We start from the raw sequence: 14,991 nt of genomic DNA, 5'->3' as shown, positions 1-14,991 counted from the left end.
GGCCGCCGACAGCCGGGGCGGCGCCCGGGGCGCCCCGCCGCGCCGCCGGGGGCGGGGGCGGGCGGGGCCTTCCGCGCTTCGCCGGACCGTGTCCCGGCCGGGGGCGGTGCGCTCAGGAGGGCACCGCGTGGTCGCGGAGGGGGCCGAGGGTGAGGCGGTGGGCGCGGCAGTGGGCGGCGATCAGGGGCAGGGCGGCGAGGGTCGCGCGCCAGGAGTCGGGGGCGGAGGTGCAGTCGGAGTCGTGCAGGAGGAGGGTCGCGCCGGCCCTCAGTCCTGGGCGGGCGGTCGCGTAGACGGAGGCGCCGGTCGCGTCCGCGGTCCAGTCGCGGCCCCAGGCGGTCCACAGCACGCTGCGCAGGCCGAGGCGGCGGGCGGCCAGGGCGGGGCCGGCGGTCAGGACGCCGTACGGCGGGCGGTACCAGAGCGGGCGGGCACCGCAGTGGTCGGTCACCGCCTCGGTGGCGCGCCGGAGTTCGCGCAGGTCACGAGCGGGGGCCGGGTACCACTGCGGCCGGTGGTACCAGCCGTGGACGGCGACCTCGTGGCCGCGCCGCACCAGGTCGCGGCCGAGCCCCGGGGCGCGTTCCAGCATCGCGCCGAGCAGGAAGAAGGTGGCGCGGGCGCCGAGTTCCTCCAGCGCGTCGAGGACGTACGGGGTGCTGCGCGGGTCGGGGCCGTCGTCGAAGGTGAGGGCGACGTGGCGGGGGGCGGTGCCGCGGCCGGCGGTGCGGCGGCACAGGGTGCGGCGCAGCGGCGGGAGGCGGACGGCGGCCGGGGCGAGGTGCAGGAACTCCACGCCGGCCGCGGCGGCGAGGACCCTGGTCGCGACGGTCACCGCGGGCTCACCCGAAGCGGGAGGCCATCCGGCGGAACACCCCCGGCGCGACGCCGTGGACGCGGGCCGGGAAGCCGAGCCAGTGCGGCACGTAGAGGCGGTCGCGGCCGGTGGTGATGGTCGCGACCACGGTGTCCGCGACCCGCTCCGCCGAGACGGGGCGCGGCCGTTCCCGCTGGTACGGAGTGCCGCGCCGGTCGAAGAACGGGGTGTCGACCGCGCCCGGGAGCACCAGGCGCACGCCCACGCCGGTGCCGCGCAGCTCGTACCAGAGGCTCTCCGCGAACATCGCCAGCCCGCCCTTGGTGGCCGAGTAGCCCGACTCGTCGCGCACGCCGACCTGGCCGGCGATCGAGCCGAGCAGCACGATCCGGCCGTGGCGGCGCGCCAGCATGCCGGGCAGGAGGAGGCGGACCAGGCGCAGCGGGGCGGCGAAGTTGACCTCGACCATCCGGTCCAGGGTGTCGGAGGGGGTGTCCGCGTACGGGCCCCGCCAGCCGAGGCCGGCGCTCGCGACCAGGGCGTCGACCCGGCCGGTCTCGGCCAGGGCGGCCTCGGCGAGGCGGCTCGCGCCGTCCGGTTTGCTCAGGTCCTCGGGCAGGGCCAGGCCGCCGGTGCGGGCGGCGACCTCGTCGAGGCGGGCGCGGTCGGTGCCGGAGAGCAGGGTGTGCCAGCCGGCCTCGGCCAGCCGGACGGCGGTGGCGAGGCCGATGCCGGAGGAGGCGCCGGTGATCAGCGCGACGGGCCGCTCGGTCGCCGCCGGCCGCCGGGAGCGGGGGTCGGGCTCCGATCGGGGGCCGGGGCCCATTCGTGGGTCGAGGTCCGATCGGGGGCCGGAGCCCACTCGGGGGTCGAGGTCCGATCGGGGGTCGAGGTCCGATCGGGGTTCCTCCGCCATCGCCCACCTGCCGCTCTGAGGCCGTGTCGCCGTCCGTTTTGTCCGGCACGTCACCTTCGCACGGCCGAGCCGGGCGGGCTACCGGGGCGGGACGGCGGGCTCGGCGTCGGCGTCCGGGTGCGGGGCCGACGACTCGGCCGGGCCGCCCTCCGGTTCACCGAAGCGGGACAGGAGGAAGGTCCCGCCGACCGCCACCGCGAAGCCCGTCAGCGCGCACCACTCGAACCCGGGGCGCGCGGCGTCGCCGAGCGCCACCACGCCGATCAGGGCCGGGCCGAAGGTCTCGACCACCGTCCCGGCGGCGGTCGCGGCCGTGACCGTGCCGCGCTGCAGGGCCAGCGCGTACGCGAGGTAGCCGCCGAGGCCGCCGACGGCCAGGGCGTAGGCGGCCGGGTCGGTGAGGAGCGCGAGCGGGCCGGACACGTCCATGACGCGCACCGCGAGGCTGGTCACCCCGAACCCGATGCCGGCGAGCACGCCCAGCCCGGCGGCGGCCGCGGTGCCGTTCCGGCGCACCAGGACGAGGGTGGCGAGCAGCATGACGACGGTGGTGGCGAGCAGCGACCAGTGGAACGCGGCCGGGGCGTGGTTCCGGCCCTCCCGGCCGGACCCGACGGCCAGCAGGGTCAGGCCGACGACGACGGCGATGATGCCCGTGACGTCGGCCCGGTGGAGCCGCGCACCGAGCAGCCAGACGGCGGCCAGGGCGGTGACGGCCAAGCCCGCGTTGGTGACGGCCTGCACGAGGAACAGCGGGAGGCTGCGCAGGGCGACGATGCTCAGCACGAAGCCGGCGATGTCCAGCAGGGTCCCGACCAGGAACTGCCACGACCGGGCCAGGGCGGCCAGCAGTCCCGCCCGCACGCGGTCGGCGCGCGGGGCCGACCGTGCCCCGCGCGCCTGGAAGACCGCCCCGAAGCCGAAGCAGACGGTCGCGACCAGCGCGGTGGTGAGTCCCAGCAGCATGCGTCTCCCAGCGTCGTGGGGCTGCATCCGGTCCACCACCAGTCTGTGCCCGGGGTGGCGGGGGCGCACGGGTGCGACGGGAGGGACGGCGGGGCCTGCCGGGGCCGACGTACGGGCCGGCGGGCCGTGCGCGGAGCTACCCGAGGGCGGCGGCGAGCAGGGCGGCGGTCGTGGCGACCAGGGGTTCGTCCATGGCGGCGGTGGCGTCCGCGGGCTTGGTGGTGAGGACGGCCAGGAGGACCGGGTCGCCGGACGGGGTCCAGGCGATGCCGACGTCGTTGGTGGTGCCGTAGCTGCCGGTGCCGGTCTTGTCGGCGAGGGTCCAGTCCTGCGGGAGGCCCGCGCGGAACCGGCGGGTGCTGGTGGTGTTGGCCCGGAGCCAGCCGGTGAGCCGGTCGCGGTCGGCCGGCGGGAGGGCGCGGCCGAGGGCGAGCCGGCCGTAGGTGCGGCCGATGGCGTGCGGACTGGTGGTGTCGGTGACCCGGTCGGGCTCGGCCGTGTTGAGTTCGGGCTCCCAGCGGTCGAGGCGGGTGACGCGGTCGCCGATCGAGCGGCAGAAGCGGGTGACGGCCGTCGGCCCGCCGAGTTCGCGGAGCAGCAGGTTGGCCGCGACGTTGTCGCTGTAGTCGATGGCCGCCGCGCAGAGTTCGGCGACGGTCATGCCGTTCGCCAGGTTCTCGGGCTTGCCCGTGACCGGCGCGGCGCCGGCCCGGTCGACGTCGGCCCGGGTGTACCGGATCCGCCGGGCGAGGAACTCGCCGTCGCGGTCGAGGTCGCGCAGGACGGCGGCGACGGCGACGGTCTTGAAGACCGAGCAGATCGGGAACAGCTCGTCCGCGCGGTAGCGGACGGTCCGGCCGGTGGTGAGGTTCCGGGCGTACACGCCGAGCCGGGCCGAGTGCTGCTGTTCGAGGGCGGCAAGCCGGTGGTGGAGGTCGGTGCCGCCGGGGCCGCCGGGTGTTCCGGTGGTGGCCGCCGCCTGCGCCGGTCCACCGGTCGCGGCCGTGACGGCGACGGCCGCCCCGAGGCCCAGGCCGAGGAGGGCGCGGCGGCTGTGGCGGGTTTCCGAAGGCTGCGCGTGCATGGTGCCCCTCTGTTCAAACGTCGCGGTGCGATACCGCCTACTCGATCACAGGACGCAGCCGGGGCGCCGATGGTTCGTCAACAGTCGGTCAGGGACGCACGGCGACCGCCGCGTAGGCCGAGGCCTCCGGGGCGGGAACGGTGGGCTCGTCCGCCGACGGGCGCCACTGGGGGGTCGGGACGACACCCGGGGCGAGCAGGTCCCAGCCGTCGAAGAAGCGGGCGAACTCGGCGCGGGTGCGGGCCTGGACGGCGGTGCCGGCGGACCCGTAGATCCGGACCAGACTGGTGATGTCCTCGGGCGCGAAGTCGGGGGTGACATGGGTCATCACCAGGGCGCTGCCGGGGGCGAGGACGGACTTGAGGTGTTCGACGAGGTCGTACGCGCCGCGCGCGTCGGGCACGAAGTGGAGCAGGGCGTTGAGGGAGAGGGCGACGGGGCGGTCGAGGTCGATGGTGTCGCGCAGCCCGGGGGCGCCGAGCAGGCGGGCGACGTCGGTGACGTCGGCCTCGACGTAGGCCGTGCGGCCCTCGGGGGTGCCGGTGAGCAGCGCCTGGGCGTGCGAGAGGACGATCGGGTCGTTGTCGGCGTAGACGACCCGGGCGTCCGGGCGGACGCCCTGGGCGACCTCGTGGAGGTTGGGCGAGGTGGGGATGCCGGTGCCGATGTCGAGGAACTGGTCGAACCCGGCCTCGGCGAGGACGCGGGTCGAGCGATGCATGAAGGAGCGGTTGGCCCGGGCGCCGGTGCGCAGCCAGGGCGCGACGCCGAGGGCGTGCCCGGCGGCCTCGCGGTCGGCGGCGAAGTTGGTGAAGCCTCCCAGGAAGTAGTCGTACATCCTGGCCGAGTGCGGCACGTTCAGCCGTAGGTCCACTCCGTCGTAGAGCCCCATCGTTTCCCCCTCGGTACACCGCTCGCAACCGATCGAATTGCTGCCCACGGTATCCGGCAACCAATCACGGGCGGACTGGCTCAAACAGTCAACAGATCACATGAGATGACAATCTGTGTTCGCATTGCAGCCTGGAGTGACAGGCCTGATGGAATGAGGATGGACACGGACAGCCCGACCCTCGGATGGCCCGGCGAGCAGCCGACGGCCGCGGAAAGCAGGCTCGATGACGATCGACAGGGGCGCCCCCGCACGCGGGTACCGGGGCGGGACGGCAGTGGACTGGACCGGCGGAAGCGGCCCGGAGCGGACGGCCTGCGGGGACCTCGGCCTCCGCCTGGACCTCACCTACGCCGCGTTCTGCGAGACGCACGAACCCGCCTGGCACGCCCTCGCGTTGACCAGGATAGGCAGTCACGCCGACGCCGCACTGGTGGTCGAGGCGGTGAAGTCCGACCTGGCCCGCTGCTGGCCCCAGGTGCTCCGGTTCGAGGAACCGGCCGCGTACGCCTGGCGGTTGGCCAACCGGCACGTCTCGGACTGGGTCGCCGCCGAGGAGCCGGTGGAGGTGGAGGCAGTCACCTTCGCGGCGGTGATCGGCGCGTTCAAGCAGGTGGCGAAGGGCCTGCTGCACAACGAGGCCGACGAGGTGCGGCTGTACGCGGCGATCCTCGAACTGCCGGACCGGCAGCGGGACGTGGTGATCCTGCGCTACCTGCTGGGCCTGCACCCCCGAGTGATCGCGGCGTACCTGGGACGGCCGGTGGCGACGGTGCACTCCAACCTGCGGCACGCCCGCGAACGGCTGGCGCGCCGGCTCGGGGTGGGCGAACTCCCGGACCGCGGAGGCGAGCTGTGACGGAGCGACGGACGACCGGGGCACCGGCCGGGGCACCGTGCGCGACGGGCGGGGGGCGTGCGGTGTTCCGCGTGCCCCGGGCCGAACGCGCCCACGCCGAACGGATCGCCGCGGTGCGCCAGGCCCGGCTGACCGCCGCGCCGACCCACCTCCCGTCGGAGTACGAGCAGGCCGCCTTCGAACTGGGCCTGGTGGTGGCCCTGGTCCTGGGTGCGCCGGACGCCTCGCGCGGGCTCGACCTCCTGGTGAACGCGCGCCGGATCCAGCCCGAGGGCGCGGAGGTGTTCGGCGCGCTGCTCTACGCCACCGGGAAGGAGGAGGGCGCCGAGTTCTGGTGGCGCTTCGCGGCCGGCTCCGGCAGCGGCACGGCCGCCTACTGCCTGCACCTGCACCACCTGATGCTCGGCGAGACCGACGACGCCGACTACTGGCGGGCCTGGTCGGACCAGCTGTCCACGGTCGAACACCCACCGGGGCCGGGACCCCTGCGGATGAGCAGACCGCTGCTGCCGGAGGACGTGCGGCGCGACATCCTGTCCCGGGTGCACCGCGGACTGGCCCCGCAACTGCCGCCCGCGCTGGTCGCGGTGATCGACCGGCTGCCGCTGCAGGGGGACGACGACGCGGAGGAGGTCCCGAGCCCGTGGGGGCTCACCTCCGGGGCGACCTCCGCGTGCTCGTGGGACCTCCCCTGGGGGTTCGCCGAGGACGCGACGGACCCGCCGGGGTGACCGGACTACCGCGATGACCCACCGACCTGCCGACCTGCCGACCTGCCGACCTGCCGGACCGAACGGCGGGCGACCGCCCGGGCGCCCGGCGGGGACCCGTGGGAGTGAGCCGCCCGCGGCCGCCCGCGGTCATTCCTTCAGGTGAGCGTGGACAGCCGGGCGACGATCTCCGGATCGCGCCCGCTGCCGGCCTCGACCTCCTCGCCGTCCGGGGTGGTGCGACGGACCACGTAGCGGTGCGGCGCCATCGCGGTGTCCCGGCCGGGAAGGGCCGCCACGACGGCACGGTGCGCGGCGCCCGGGCCGAACGCGGCGTCGACGGTGGCGACCTCGGCCACCAGCTCGCCGTCGGCGAGGACGAGCCGGTGCGGGCCGATTGCGGATTCCAGCAGGGCTTCGACGGCGTCGAGGTCGACCCAGGAGCCGTCGACCAGCCGCCAGCGGTCACCCCGGCCGTCGACCGGCGGGCCCAGCACGGCGGGCAGGTCGGCCAGCAGCACCGGGCCTTCGGCGGCGGCAGCGAGCAGGGCGAGCAGCGCCCGGGAGAAGCCCTCGGTCTCCTCCGGATCGAGCACCTGGGGGCAGGCGACCAGGACGAAGTCCAGGCTGCCGGTGATCCGCACGATGGCGAGCATCAGCCGCACCGGCAGCGGCGGACTGGGCATCGGGGTCAGTTCGGGATCGGCGGACGGGGGCGCCTGGGCGTCGGCGACGGCGGCCGGGACGGTGAGGCTCAGGTCGTTGACGACGACCTGCCGGGCGAACCGGGCGCCGCGCCGGTGGGCGACGTCCTCCACCAGCTGCCAGACCTGCTCGGCGTCCAGGATGCTGTGCCAGTAGGCCTTCAGCGAGGCCGCCTTGGCGCGGCCGATCAGCTGGTCGAGGTCGGCCGCCTCGGTGTCCAGCAGGACCAGCGCGTCCTGCGCGAGCGTGCCGACGTGGTCCATCAGCTCGGCCTGGTGCCGGTTGGCGGACAGCGCCGACATCACCAACTCGCCCCGGCGGCCCGCCCGGTGGGCCACCAGTGCGGCGAAGGCGGCGAGCAGGACGACGGACGGGCTCGCGCCGACGCGGCGGCAGACGGCGGCGAGGTGGTCGGCCGCCCCGCGCGAGCGCACCAGCAGCGCGGTGTGGTCGCGCGGGGGGCCGGTGATGCGCGCGTCCGCGAAGACGGTCTGCGGGCCCGTGCCCAGCACCCGGGCCCAGTGCCGCAGGCCGGCCGCCGCCTTGCGCCGGCCCTGCGCGCTCTGCTCCGCGGCGGCGAGCCGCAGCGGCGTCGGGGCGACGACCGGCGGCAGCTCCTTCCCCGCGGCGAGGGCGTACCAGTCCTGGATCAACACGGCGGTGGCGGCGCCGTCCGCGCCCGCATGGCAGACCACGGCGACCAGCCGGAGCAGCCGATCACCCCGGGCCACCAGGGTGAACCGGATGCGGGGCGCCGCCGCCAGGTCCAGCGGGACAGCGATGTCGGCGCGGCCCAGCACCGCCGCCAGCGCGTCCAGCCGGCTGTCGTCGTGGTCGTCCGCCTCGACCACCGTCACGGCGAACCGGCCGCTCGGGTGCACCACTTGGCGGTCCGGGAAGCCGTCCCGGCCGGGCCCGGCGGGGAAGGAGGTCCGCAGCGACTCGTGCCGCTCGACCAGCAGCCGCAGGGCGACCAGACCGGCCGGGACGGAGGTGCCGGGCGGCACCGGCCAGACCGAGTCCTTGTTGATCTGCTCCGGGGCGTCACTCCGGATGCAGCGGATCATGTTGTCCTGGCCGCGGGTGAGCGGGCCGGTGCCGCTGCTCGCGGCGGCGAACCGGACGGTGACCCGCCGGTCGGCCGCTCGCGGTGCGGGTGCTCGGGGGTCCGGCGCCCGCGTGTCGGGGGCTCGCGTGCCGGGCGCCCGCGTGTCCGGCGTGGCCGCCCCGGTCGGCGTCGCCTGGTGCGGGTCCGTCCCGTGCGGGGGCGTCTGGTGCGGGGCCGTTCCGTCCGGAGCCGCCTCGCGGGAAATCAGGTCGTGCGGAGTCACGTCGTACGCGCCTTTCGGCTCGCCGGGAGGGGCTCAGGGAGGGTGTGACCGGGACGCTACCAGCGGATCTCCCAGCTGGTCCAGACCACAGCGGAGCGGATTCGATGGAACGTCACAGTGGCTTCCACACAAGCGAGTTGACATGTATCGGCGATTCGCCAAGGGCCGCCACGGCCGCCCGGAACGGCCCGGGCACGGGCACGTCGCAGAGCCGCGCCGGACCCGTTCCGAGCGCGCCCGGATCGGCCACCGGCACCGGGGAGGGGCCGCCCACGGACACACCGAAGGACTGCGCCAGCCGTCCGCCGTACGCCTTCGTACAGGCCTCCCGCCGGCACCACAGCGCGGTGAAGCGGGCCGCCCGCTCGGACGGCTCGGCGGGTTCGGCGACGGCGCGCGCCTCCTCGAACGGGAACCAGCGGGCGGCCATCCGCTCGGCCGTCCGGGCCGCGTGGAGCCGCTCGACGTCGACACCGACCGCCCGGCCCTCGGCGAGGGCCAGCACCGCCAGCGCGCCCGAAGCCGACCAGTTCACCCGCAGTCCGCCGGCGTCCGCGGCCTCGGGCTTCCCGTTCGGCCCGTACCGCCAGACCACCTCGGCCGGGGGCAGCCCGAGCCGGGCGCCGACCAGCTGCCGGACCGCGCCCCGCACCACCGTGAACCGGTCGCGCTGCCCGGGGTCCGCACCGGCGGTCCGGGCGCGCTCCCGCGCGTCGAGCGAGCACCACAGCGCCGTGACGACACGCGCGGGCCGGTCGGTGTCGATGACCCAGAACTCGACCTCGGTCACGGCAGGATCAGCGTGCTGAGCACCCCGAGCCGCCGGTCGTACCCGGCGAGCAGGACGGGCTGCTCCGCCTTCCGCCACCGTGGCAGGTTCTCGGCCACCCGCGCCCAGAGCCCGGTGAACGGCTGGGCCGGTAAGTCCTCGGCGTCGAAGCCGGCGCCGAGGACGACCTCCACCTCGGGCCCCGACTCCTCGGCGCGGGCCCGTACAGCGTCCTCCGGCGACCCGGCACCGGTGACCTGCCGGACCTCCAGGCCCGCGCCCGGCGCCTCCTCGCAGACCAGCACGACCGCGGCGTGCCGCTCCGGCAGCGGGACCGGCACCGACGGCTCGTAGTGCAGCGCGGTCTGTTCGGCGAGCACCACCACGGCCCGGCGGCACCCGCCGGTGCGGTGGTGGTCGGCGGCCAGCCGCAGGGCGGTGAACGCCGCGGCGGTGCCCTGGTCGCAGATCGCGAAGGCGAGCGGGTCGCCCGGGACGGACCGGCCGAGCGCGAGCGAGGACGGCGCGCCGGGGCGCACGTCCGGGGTGTCGAAGGCGAGGATCAGCAGGTCCACCGGTTCGTCCTCGGCGAGCACCTCGCGCAGCAGTCCGGCGGCGAGCTCCTCGTAGGAGTGGCCGACGCCCTCGCGCAGCAGGTCCTCGCGCAGCGGCAGTCCGTACGGGCGGACCAGGTCGGAGACGAACACCCGCAGGTCCGGGTCGAGCGAGGTCTCCGAGCGGCCGTCGAAGCGCCGGGCGAGCGCCCGGGTGATCCGCAGGCCGGAGGAGCCGGGGGCCACCCGGTCAGTCCTCGGGGATGACGTGCCCGGCGACGTAGTCGGCGAGCCTGGTGACCGAGCGCAGGTCGTCCTCGGTGATCTGCTCGACGTCGACCTGGATGTCCAGCGACTCCTCCAGCTCCAGGATGAGCTCGATGGTGCCGGCGGAGGTGAGACCGAGGTCGTCGAAGAGGCAGGCGTCCTGCGGGATCTCGGGCAGTTCGCGCTTGAGGACGCGCGGCAGGAGTTCGCCGATGCCGTGCAGGATCCGCTCGCGCAGCACGGGGTCAGTGGTCTGGACCACAGGTTCTGACATGGGGGTACCGTCCCGTCGTACGTGGGAAGTGCGCCCTGAGGGCTCTGGGGTGTGGCCGACGATCCCGGATGACTGACCGGTCGTCAGTACCGCATGGCCATCGCGGAGAAGGTGGCTCCGACACCGGCGGCGGCGATCAGGTAGTGGTCGCCGCGGCGGAGCAGCCCCCGCGTGACGGCGGTGTGAAGATTGATGAGGCTGTCTGCAGCGAAACTGTGCCCGACCGACCGCACGTTGTCCAGCACGACTTTGTCGATCGGGAAGCCGATGCGGCGCGCGATCATCCGCCAGGACGCCTGGTTGACGTTGTGCGGGAGGATCGCGGCCAGGTCGGAGAGGTCCAGACCGGCCCGGTCGAGGGCGGCCTCGATCGCCTCGACCATCACGTTCGGGTACTCGCGCTGGTAGCGGGCGAGCAGGTCCGGGTCCCCGGCCAGGCGGCCGTCGAACTCCGGGCGCTGGCGCACCTCGAAGGAGAGCACCCGGTGAGCCCCTCCCCCGGCACTGACCAGACAGGCGGCCGCGCCCTCGGCGAAGATCCCGGTCTCGGGCACCACCTGGGCGTCCCTGGTGAAGGTCTTCTCCCCCGCCAGGACCAGCGCGCGCGCCGCCGGGTCGGGGTCGGACGCGAGCAGCCGGCCGGCCAGGTCGATGGCCAGCAGGCCCACCGCGCAGGCGTGGTGGGTCACCGTGAAGGCGTTGGCGTGCCCGAGCCCGCGCGCGGCGAGCAGGTCGTGCAGCGGGTTGAGCGGGTGGGGCACCGCCACCGGCATGCTGCGGGCGTGGATCACGAAGCGGATGTCGCGTTCGCGTCCGCGCAGCTCCGGCAGGTCGTCCAGGACGGCTTCGAGCAGGTCGGGCAGCGTTCCGGCCGGATCCAGACGCAGCTGGTCCAGGCCGTGGAAGCGGCGGAAGAGACGGAGTTGACGTGGGGTCAGGCCGATGCGCTCGCCCACCGCCTCGATGGGAACGGCGTGTGGGGGGAGGTGGACGGCCACTGCCTCCAGTGCGGTCACGCGGGCTAGTATTCCGACGCCCGCCGGGTCGCACAAGTGATCCCGGGCCCGTCTTCCGGGCTCCCGTCCACGGGAGTCCGACGACGGGGAAGCGGGCCCTCCGCCGCCGTGGCCGCACCCTGGAAGGCGTCAACTGCGCTCCGGTGAGGCCGCGTTCACCCCCGCGCCGTCGAGCAGGTGGGAAATCTCTCATGTCGAATCCTGAACCCCCTTCCTCCGTGGAACCGTTGGATCCCGAGCTGGTCGCACTCGTGGTCGAGGTGGCCGGCGCACCGCCCGGCTGGGCCCGCCACGTCACACCGGACGCCCGGCTGGACGGCGACCTGCTGCTGGACGAGACCGAACTCGCCGCGCTGGCCGGGCGCCTGCGCGAACGCTTCGGCCCGGCCGCCGACCTGGCCGCGCTGCGCGCCGGGCTGGACCTGGCCGGCCTGGAAGCGCTGACCGTCGCCGACCTGCAGCGACTGCTCCCCGAGGAGGGTGCCCGATGACCCGGTTCCTGTTGGTGATGCCCCCGTTGACCGGACACGTCAACCCGGCCGCGGGCATCGCCGCCGAACTGACCGCACGCGGCCACGACGTCGCCTGGACCGGTACGGAGTCGGTGCTGCGGCCGCTGCTCGGCCCGGGCCCGCGGGTGCTCGGCACCGGCACCAGGGCGTTCCGGGCCCAGGGCGGACACGGGCTGGCCGCACTGCGCTCGCTCTGGGAGGGGTTCATCGTCCCGTACGCGCGGTTCACCTTGAAGCCGCTGGACACGGCCGTGCGGGAGTACCGGCCCGACGTGCTGCTGGTCGACCAGCACACCCCGGCGGGCGCACTGGTCGCGCACCGCCACGGCCTGCCGTGGGCGAGCTTCGCGCCCGGGGCGATGGAACTCGACCGGCCGCACCGCGCGTTGCCGCAGGTCGAGGCGTGGATGACCGGGCTGCTGCGCGGGTTGTGGGAGCGCGCGAAACTGCCCGGGGCGGAGTACCTGGACCCGCGTTTCTCGCCCGCGCTGGTGCTGGCGACCACCGGTCCGGCGCTGACCGGCACCGTCTCGCCGGCGCACCACGCTCCGGTCGGACCGGTGATCGCGGCACGGCCGCACGATCCGCAGTTCCCGTGGGAGCGGCTGCGGCCGGGCCGGCGCCGGGTGCTGGTCACCATGGGGACGCTGGCCGGAGGCCTGGGCGCGGACTTCCTCGCCCGGGCCGTCCGGGCGCTGGAGCTGTGCGGCGAGGACGTGCAGGCCGTGTTCGCGGCGCCGCGCGAACTGCTGCCCGGACTCCCGGCGCACGCGGTCGCGGTGGACCGGGCGCCGGTGCTGGAGCTGATGGGCCGCGGCGAGCTGGACGCGGTGCTGTGCCACGGCGGCATGAACACCGTGGGCGAGGCGCTCGCGCACGGCCTGCCGCTGGTCACCGCGCCGATCCGGCACGACCAGCCGTTCGTCGCCGCCCGGGTGGCGGCGACCGGGGCCGGGCTGCGGGTGCCGTTCGCCCGGGTCGGCCCGGAACGGCTGGCGCAGGCACTGCTGACCGTACTCGGGACAACGGGCCACCGGGACAACGCGGTTCAGGTCGGGAGGGACCTGCTGGCCGGGGGCGGCGCGGTGGCCGCGGCGGACCGTCTGGAGGCGCTCGCCTGACGGCTCCGGCGCGAAGTGCCCTTAGCAGAAGCGGAGATCACACGTCCATTGGTCTAGGCCATTGTTTCCGGGCCGCACTTCGCCCTAGGGTGTCGCAGCAGCACCGCCCTCCGCAGGTGCCGAGCACCGCCTTCCCAGGTGCCGTGGCAGCCCACCCCGTCCGGGAGTTCCGGTTGATCAAGACCACGGGACTGCGCAAGTCCTACCGCAAGAAGACCTCCCGCCGCAGCGGCGACAGCCAGACCGTCGACGCCGTCCGCGGCATCGACCTCTCGGTCGCCGCCGGCGAGATCTACGGCTTCCTCGGCCCCAACGGCGCCGGGAAGACCACCACCCTGCGCATGCTGGCCACACTCATCCGCCCCGACGGCGGACAGGCCGACATCGCCGGGGCCGACCTGTTCACCGACCCCGCCGGGGTCCGCCGCCGGATCGGCTACGTCGCCCAGGGCGGCGGCACCACCGACAACGTCAGCGCCCGCGAGGAACTCGTCCTGCAGGCCCGGATGCACGGCGCCGCCAAGGCCCGGGCCGTCCGGGCCGCCGAGGACGCGCTCAAGGCCTTCGACCTGGGCGGATTCGGCGACCGGCCCTGCGCCACCTACTCCGGCGGCCAGCGCCGTCGGGTGGACATCGCGCTCGGGGTGATCCACCAGCCCCGGGTGCTGTTCCTGGACGAGCCGACGGTCGGGCTCGACCCGGCCAGCCGGGCCCACGTCTGGGAGGAGATCCGCCGGCTGCGCACCGAGGGCATGACGGTCGTCGTCACCACCCACTACCTCGACGAGGCCGACGCGCTCTGCGACCGGGTCGCCATCGTCGACCACGGACAGGTGGTGGCCGAGGGCACGCCCGAGGCGCTCAAGCGCGAGATCTCCGGCGACGTCGTCCTGGTCGGCCTGGACGCCGGGGAGGGCGCCACCGAACGCGCCGCGGAGGTGCTGCGCCCGCAGCCGTACCTGCACCGCATGGAGTCCGACGGGGACGGGGGGCTGCGGCTGTACCTGGAGGACGGCGCCGCCGCCATCCCCCAGCTGCTGCGCGCGCTGGACGCCGCGGGCGTGAGGCCCGGCACCGTCCAGCTCCAACGGCCCAGCCTGGACGACGTGTTCCTGGCCCGCACCGGACGCTCGCTGCGGCAGTCCTGACCCGCAGCGGTGGTCCCCGCAGCAGTCCCGGGCCACCGCGGCACGCTCGCTCGCTCGCTGCGGCAGTCCCCGCACCGACACCCGGTGACCCCGCTCCCGCCACCCTGCCCCGAACGACCCCCTGGGGAGACCGTGAAGCTCGCCCGCGACACCTGGCTGGTCTTCCAGCGCCAGCTGCTGCTGATGATCCGCACCCCGGTCTGGATCGCCGTCGGCATCATCCAGCCCCTGTTCTACCTCCTGCTGTTCGCCCCGCTGCTGAAGAAGGTCCTCGCCCCCGACGGCACGAGCAGCTACGCCGACGCCTACCAGGTGTACGTACCGGGCCTGTTGGCGGTGCTGTGCATCTTCGGCGGCCTGTTCACCGGCTTCAGCCTGCTCGGCGAGCTCAAGGCCGGGATCATCGAGCGCTCCCGGGTCACCCCGGTCAGCCGGCTGGCACTGCTGCTCGGACGGGCGCTGCGGGAGATGGTGGCGCTGCTGGTGCAGGCCGTTCTGATCACGCTGATCGCGCTGCCGTTCGGCCTGCGGGTGAGCCCGCTGAACCTGCTGCTCGCCTACCTGCTGCTCGGGCTCCTGGCGCTGATGACCTCGGCGATCTCGTTCGGCATCGCCCTGATGGTGCCGGCGGACGCGGCGATGGCACCGGTCGTCAACACCATCGCGCAGCCGATCGCGCTGCTGTCCGGGGTGCTGCTGCCACTCACCCTGGCACCGGACTGGCTGCAGCAGCTCGCCAGCTGGAACCCCTTCTACTGGGCCGTGGAGGGCATGCGCGCGCTGTTCTCGGGGCACGCCGGGGACAGCGCGGTCTGGCAGGGGCTGCTGGTGGTCGTGGTGATGACCGTCCTCGCGGTGTACTGGTCGGCCCGGCTGTTCTCCACCCGGGTGCGCTGAGCCGCCCGGACACCGCGGCCCGCCGGACGCCGGACACCCGACACCTGACACCGCACCGAAGGGGCCCGGGAGCCCCCGGGGGTACCCGTGGGGGGCGGGCCCGCCCGCGCGGCCCGCCCGGCCCAGCGGTGGTGTGTTAGGCAGGCAGCGTGC

The 14,991-nt window shown here is 75.1% G+C and carries 16 protein-coding genes; 6 read left to right on the top strand and 10 right to left on the bottom strand.

From position 1 onward, the window contains the following. Positions 1 to 112 precede the first annotated feature (112 nt). The 5 genes from ACFV0O_RS23230 to ACFV0O_RS23210 form a co-directional block, all read right to left on the bottom strand. Positions 113 to 835, bottom strand: coding sequence for a polysaccharide deacetylase family protein (locus ACFV0O_RS23230; RefSeq protein WP_380344877.1), 723 nt, complete (start codon positions 833 to 835; stop codon positions 113 to 115). Positions 836 to 842: 7 nt separating this feature from the next. Next, on the bottom strand, positions 843 to 1,643 hold the full coding sequence (locus ACFV0O_RS23225) for an SDR family NAD(P)-dependent oxidoreductase (RefSeq protein ID WP_380344875.1): 801 nt from the start codon (positions 1,641 to 1,643) through the stop codon (positions 843 to 845). Positions 1,644 to 1,811: 168 nt separating this feature from the next. Continuing rightward, positions 1,812 to 2,699: a hypothetical protein gene (locus tag ACFV0O_RS23220; RefSeq protein WP_380344873.1), complete on the bottom strand. Its 888-nt coding sequence runs from the start codon at positions 2,697 to 2,699 to the stop codon at positions 1,812 to 1,814. Positions 2,700 to 2,835: 136 nt separating this feature from the next. Further along, on the bottom strand, positions 2,836 to 3,783 hold the full coding sequence (gene bla / locus ACFV0O_RS23215; protein WP_380344872.1) for a class A beta-lactamase: 948 nt from the start codon (positions 3,781 to 3,783) through the stop codon (positions 2,836 to 2,838). An 88-nt stretch (positions 3,784 to 3,871) separates the two neighbouring features. Continuing rightward, the gene (locus ACFV0O_RS23210; protein ID WP_380344870.1) at positions 3,872 to 4,675 is read right to left on the bottom strand and encodes an SAM-dependent methyltransferase; all 804 of its coding nucleotides are present in this window, start codon (positions 4,673 to 4,675) and stop codon (positions 3,872 to 3,874) included. 226 nt (positions 4,676 to 4,901) lie between these two features. Here ACFV0O_RS23210 and ACFV0O_RS23205 point away from each other — a divergent pair, with 226 nt between their 5' ends. Continuing rightward, positions 4,902 to 5,534, top strand: a complete 633-nt coding sequence (locus ACFV0O_RS23205) for an RNA polymerase sigma factor (protein WP_380344868.1) — start codon at positions 4,902 to 4,904, stop codon at positions 5,532 to 5,534. A 62-nt stretch (positions 5,535 to 5,596) separates the two neighbouring features. Continuing rightward, a complete protein-coding gene (locus ACFV0O_RS23200) occupies positions 5,597 to 6,265 on the top strand; it encodes a hypothetical protein (protein ID WP_360257452.1) in 669 nt (222 codons plus the stop codon). Positions 6,266 to 6,402: 137 nt separating this feature from the next. Here the strand turns inward: ACFV0O_RS23200 and ACFV0O_RS23195 are convergent, their stop codons facing one another. The 5 genes from ACFV0O_RS23195 to ACFV0O_RS23175 form a co-directional block, all read right to left on the bottom strand. Then, on the bottom strand, positions 6,403 to 8,016 hold the full coding sequence (locus tag ACFV0O_RS23195; protein WP_380344865.1) for a condensation domain-containing protein: 1,614 nt from the start codon (positions 8,014 to 8,016) through the stop codon (positions 6,403 to 6,405). Positions 8,017 to 8,392: 376 nt separating this feature from the next. Beyond that, the gene (locus ACFV0O_RS23190; protein WP_380344862.1) at positions 8,393 to 9,070 is read right to left on the bottom strand and encodes a 4'-phosphopantetheinyl transferase family protein; all 678 of its coding nucleotides are present in this window, start codon (positions 9,068 to 9,070) and stop codon (positions 8,393 to 8,395) included. Continuing rightward, positions 9,067 to 9,849, bottom strand: coding sequence for a hypothetical protein (locus ACFV0O_RS23185; RefSeq protein ID WP_380344859.1), 783 nt, complete (start codon positions 9,847 to 9,849; stop codon positions 9,067 to 9,069). Before ACFV0O_RS23185 ends, ACFV0O_RS23190 begins: the two co-directional genes overlap by 4 nt. Positions 9,850 to 9,853: 4 nt before the next feature. Then, on the bottom strand, positions 9,854 to 10,144 hold the full coding sequence (locus tag ACFV0O_RS23180) for a phosphopantetheine-binding protein (RefSeq protein WP_380344856.1): 291 nt from the start codon (positions 10,142 to 10,144) through the stop codon (positions 9,854 to 9,856). Between the two features lie 83 nt (positions 10,145 to 10,227). Then, positions 10,228 to 11,160, bottom strand: coding sequence for a 3-oxoacyl-[acyl-carrier-protein] synthase III C-terminal domain-containing protein (locus ACFV0O_RS23175; protein ID WP_380344854.1), 933 nt, complete (start codon positions 11,158 to 11,160; stop codon positions 10,228 to 10,230). A gap of 218 nt (positions 11,161 to 11,378) precedes the next feature. Here ACFV0O_RS23175 and ACFV0O_RS23170 point away from each other — a divergent pair, with 218 nt between their 5' ends. From ACFV0O_RS23170 to ACFV0O_RS23155, 4 genes are all read left to right on the top strand, one after another. Beyond that, a complete protein-coding gene (locus ACFV0O_RS23170; RefSeq protein ID WP_380344851.1) occupies positions 11,379 to 11,651 on the top strand; it encodes a hypothetical protein in 273 nt (90 codons plus the stop codon). Further along, complete coding sequence (locus tag ACFV0O_RS23165; RefSeq protein WP_380344848.1) at positions 11,648 to 12,793, top strand: glycosyltransferase; 1,146 nt, start codon at positions 11,648 to 11,650, stop codon at positions 12,791 to 12,793. Before ACFV0O_RS23170 ends, ACFV0O_RS23165 begins: the two co-directional genes overlap by 4 nt. A gap of 143 nt (positions 12,794 to 12,936) precedes the next feature. Next, positions 12,937 to 13,941: an ATP-binding cassette domain-containing protein gene (locus ACFV0O_RS23160; RefSeq protein WP_380344845.1), complete on the top strand. Its 1,005-nt coding sequence runs from the start codon at positions 12,937 to 12,939 to the stop codon at positions 13,939 to 13,941. Positions 13,942 to 14,073: 132 nt separating this feature from the next. Continuing rightward, positions 14,074 to 14,838, top strand: coding sequence for an ABC transporter permease (locus ACFV0O_RS23155; RefSeq protein ID WP_380344842.1), 765 nt, complete (start codon positions 14,074 to 14,076; stop codon positions 14,836 to 14,838). Positions 14,839 to 14,991 lie beyond the last annotated feature (153 nt).

Origin of the sequence: Kitasatospora sp. NPDC059577, from assembly GCF_042735475.1 — a bacterium.
In the GTDB taxonomy this organism is placed as follows: domain Bacteria; phylum Actinomycetota; class Actinomycetes; order Streptomycetales; family Streptomycetaceae; genus Kitasatospora.
The sequence above is the reverse complement of the archived record's forward strand: the minus strand, read 5'-3'. Positions and strand labels throughout refer to the sequence as shown.

Excerpts from the sequence above, each read along its gene's own strand:
- ACFV0O_RS23225 (WP_380344875.1), bottom strand. The coding sequence starts at position 1,643 with ATGGGCCCCGGCCCCCGATCGGAGCCCGACCCCCGCTCCCGGCGGCCG.
- ACFV0O_RS23220 (WP_380344873.1), bottom strand. The coding sequence starts at position 2,699 with ATGCTGCTGGGACTCACCACCGCGCTGGTCGCGACCGTCTGCTTCGGC.
- bla (WP_380344872.1), bottom strand. The coding sequence starts at position 3,783 with ATGCACGCGCAGCCTTCGGAAACCCGCCACAGCCGCCGCGCCCTCCTC.
- ACFV0O_RS23210 (WP_380344870.1), bottom strand. The coding sequence starts at position 4,675 with ATGGGGCTCTACGACGGAGTGGACCTACGGCTGAACGTGCCGCACTCG.
- ACFV0O_RS23205 (WP_380344868.1), top strand. The coding sequence starts at position 4,902 with ATGACGATCGACAGGGGCGCCCCCGCACGCGGGTACCGGGGCGGGACG.
- ACFV0O_RS23195 (WP_380344865.1), bottom strand. The coding sequence starts at position 8,016 with ATGATCCGCTGCATCCGGAGTGACGCCCCGGAGCAGATCAACAAGGAC.
- ACFV0O_RS23180 (WP_380344856.1), bottom strand. The coding sequence starts at position 10,144 with ATGTCAGAACCTGTGGTCCAGACCACTGACCCCGTGCTGCGCGAGCGG.
- ACFV0O_RS23165 (WP_380344848.1), top strand. The coding sequence starts at position 11,648 with ATGACCCGGTTCCTGTTGGTGATGCCCCCGTTGACCGGACACGTCAAC.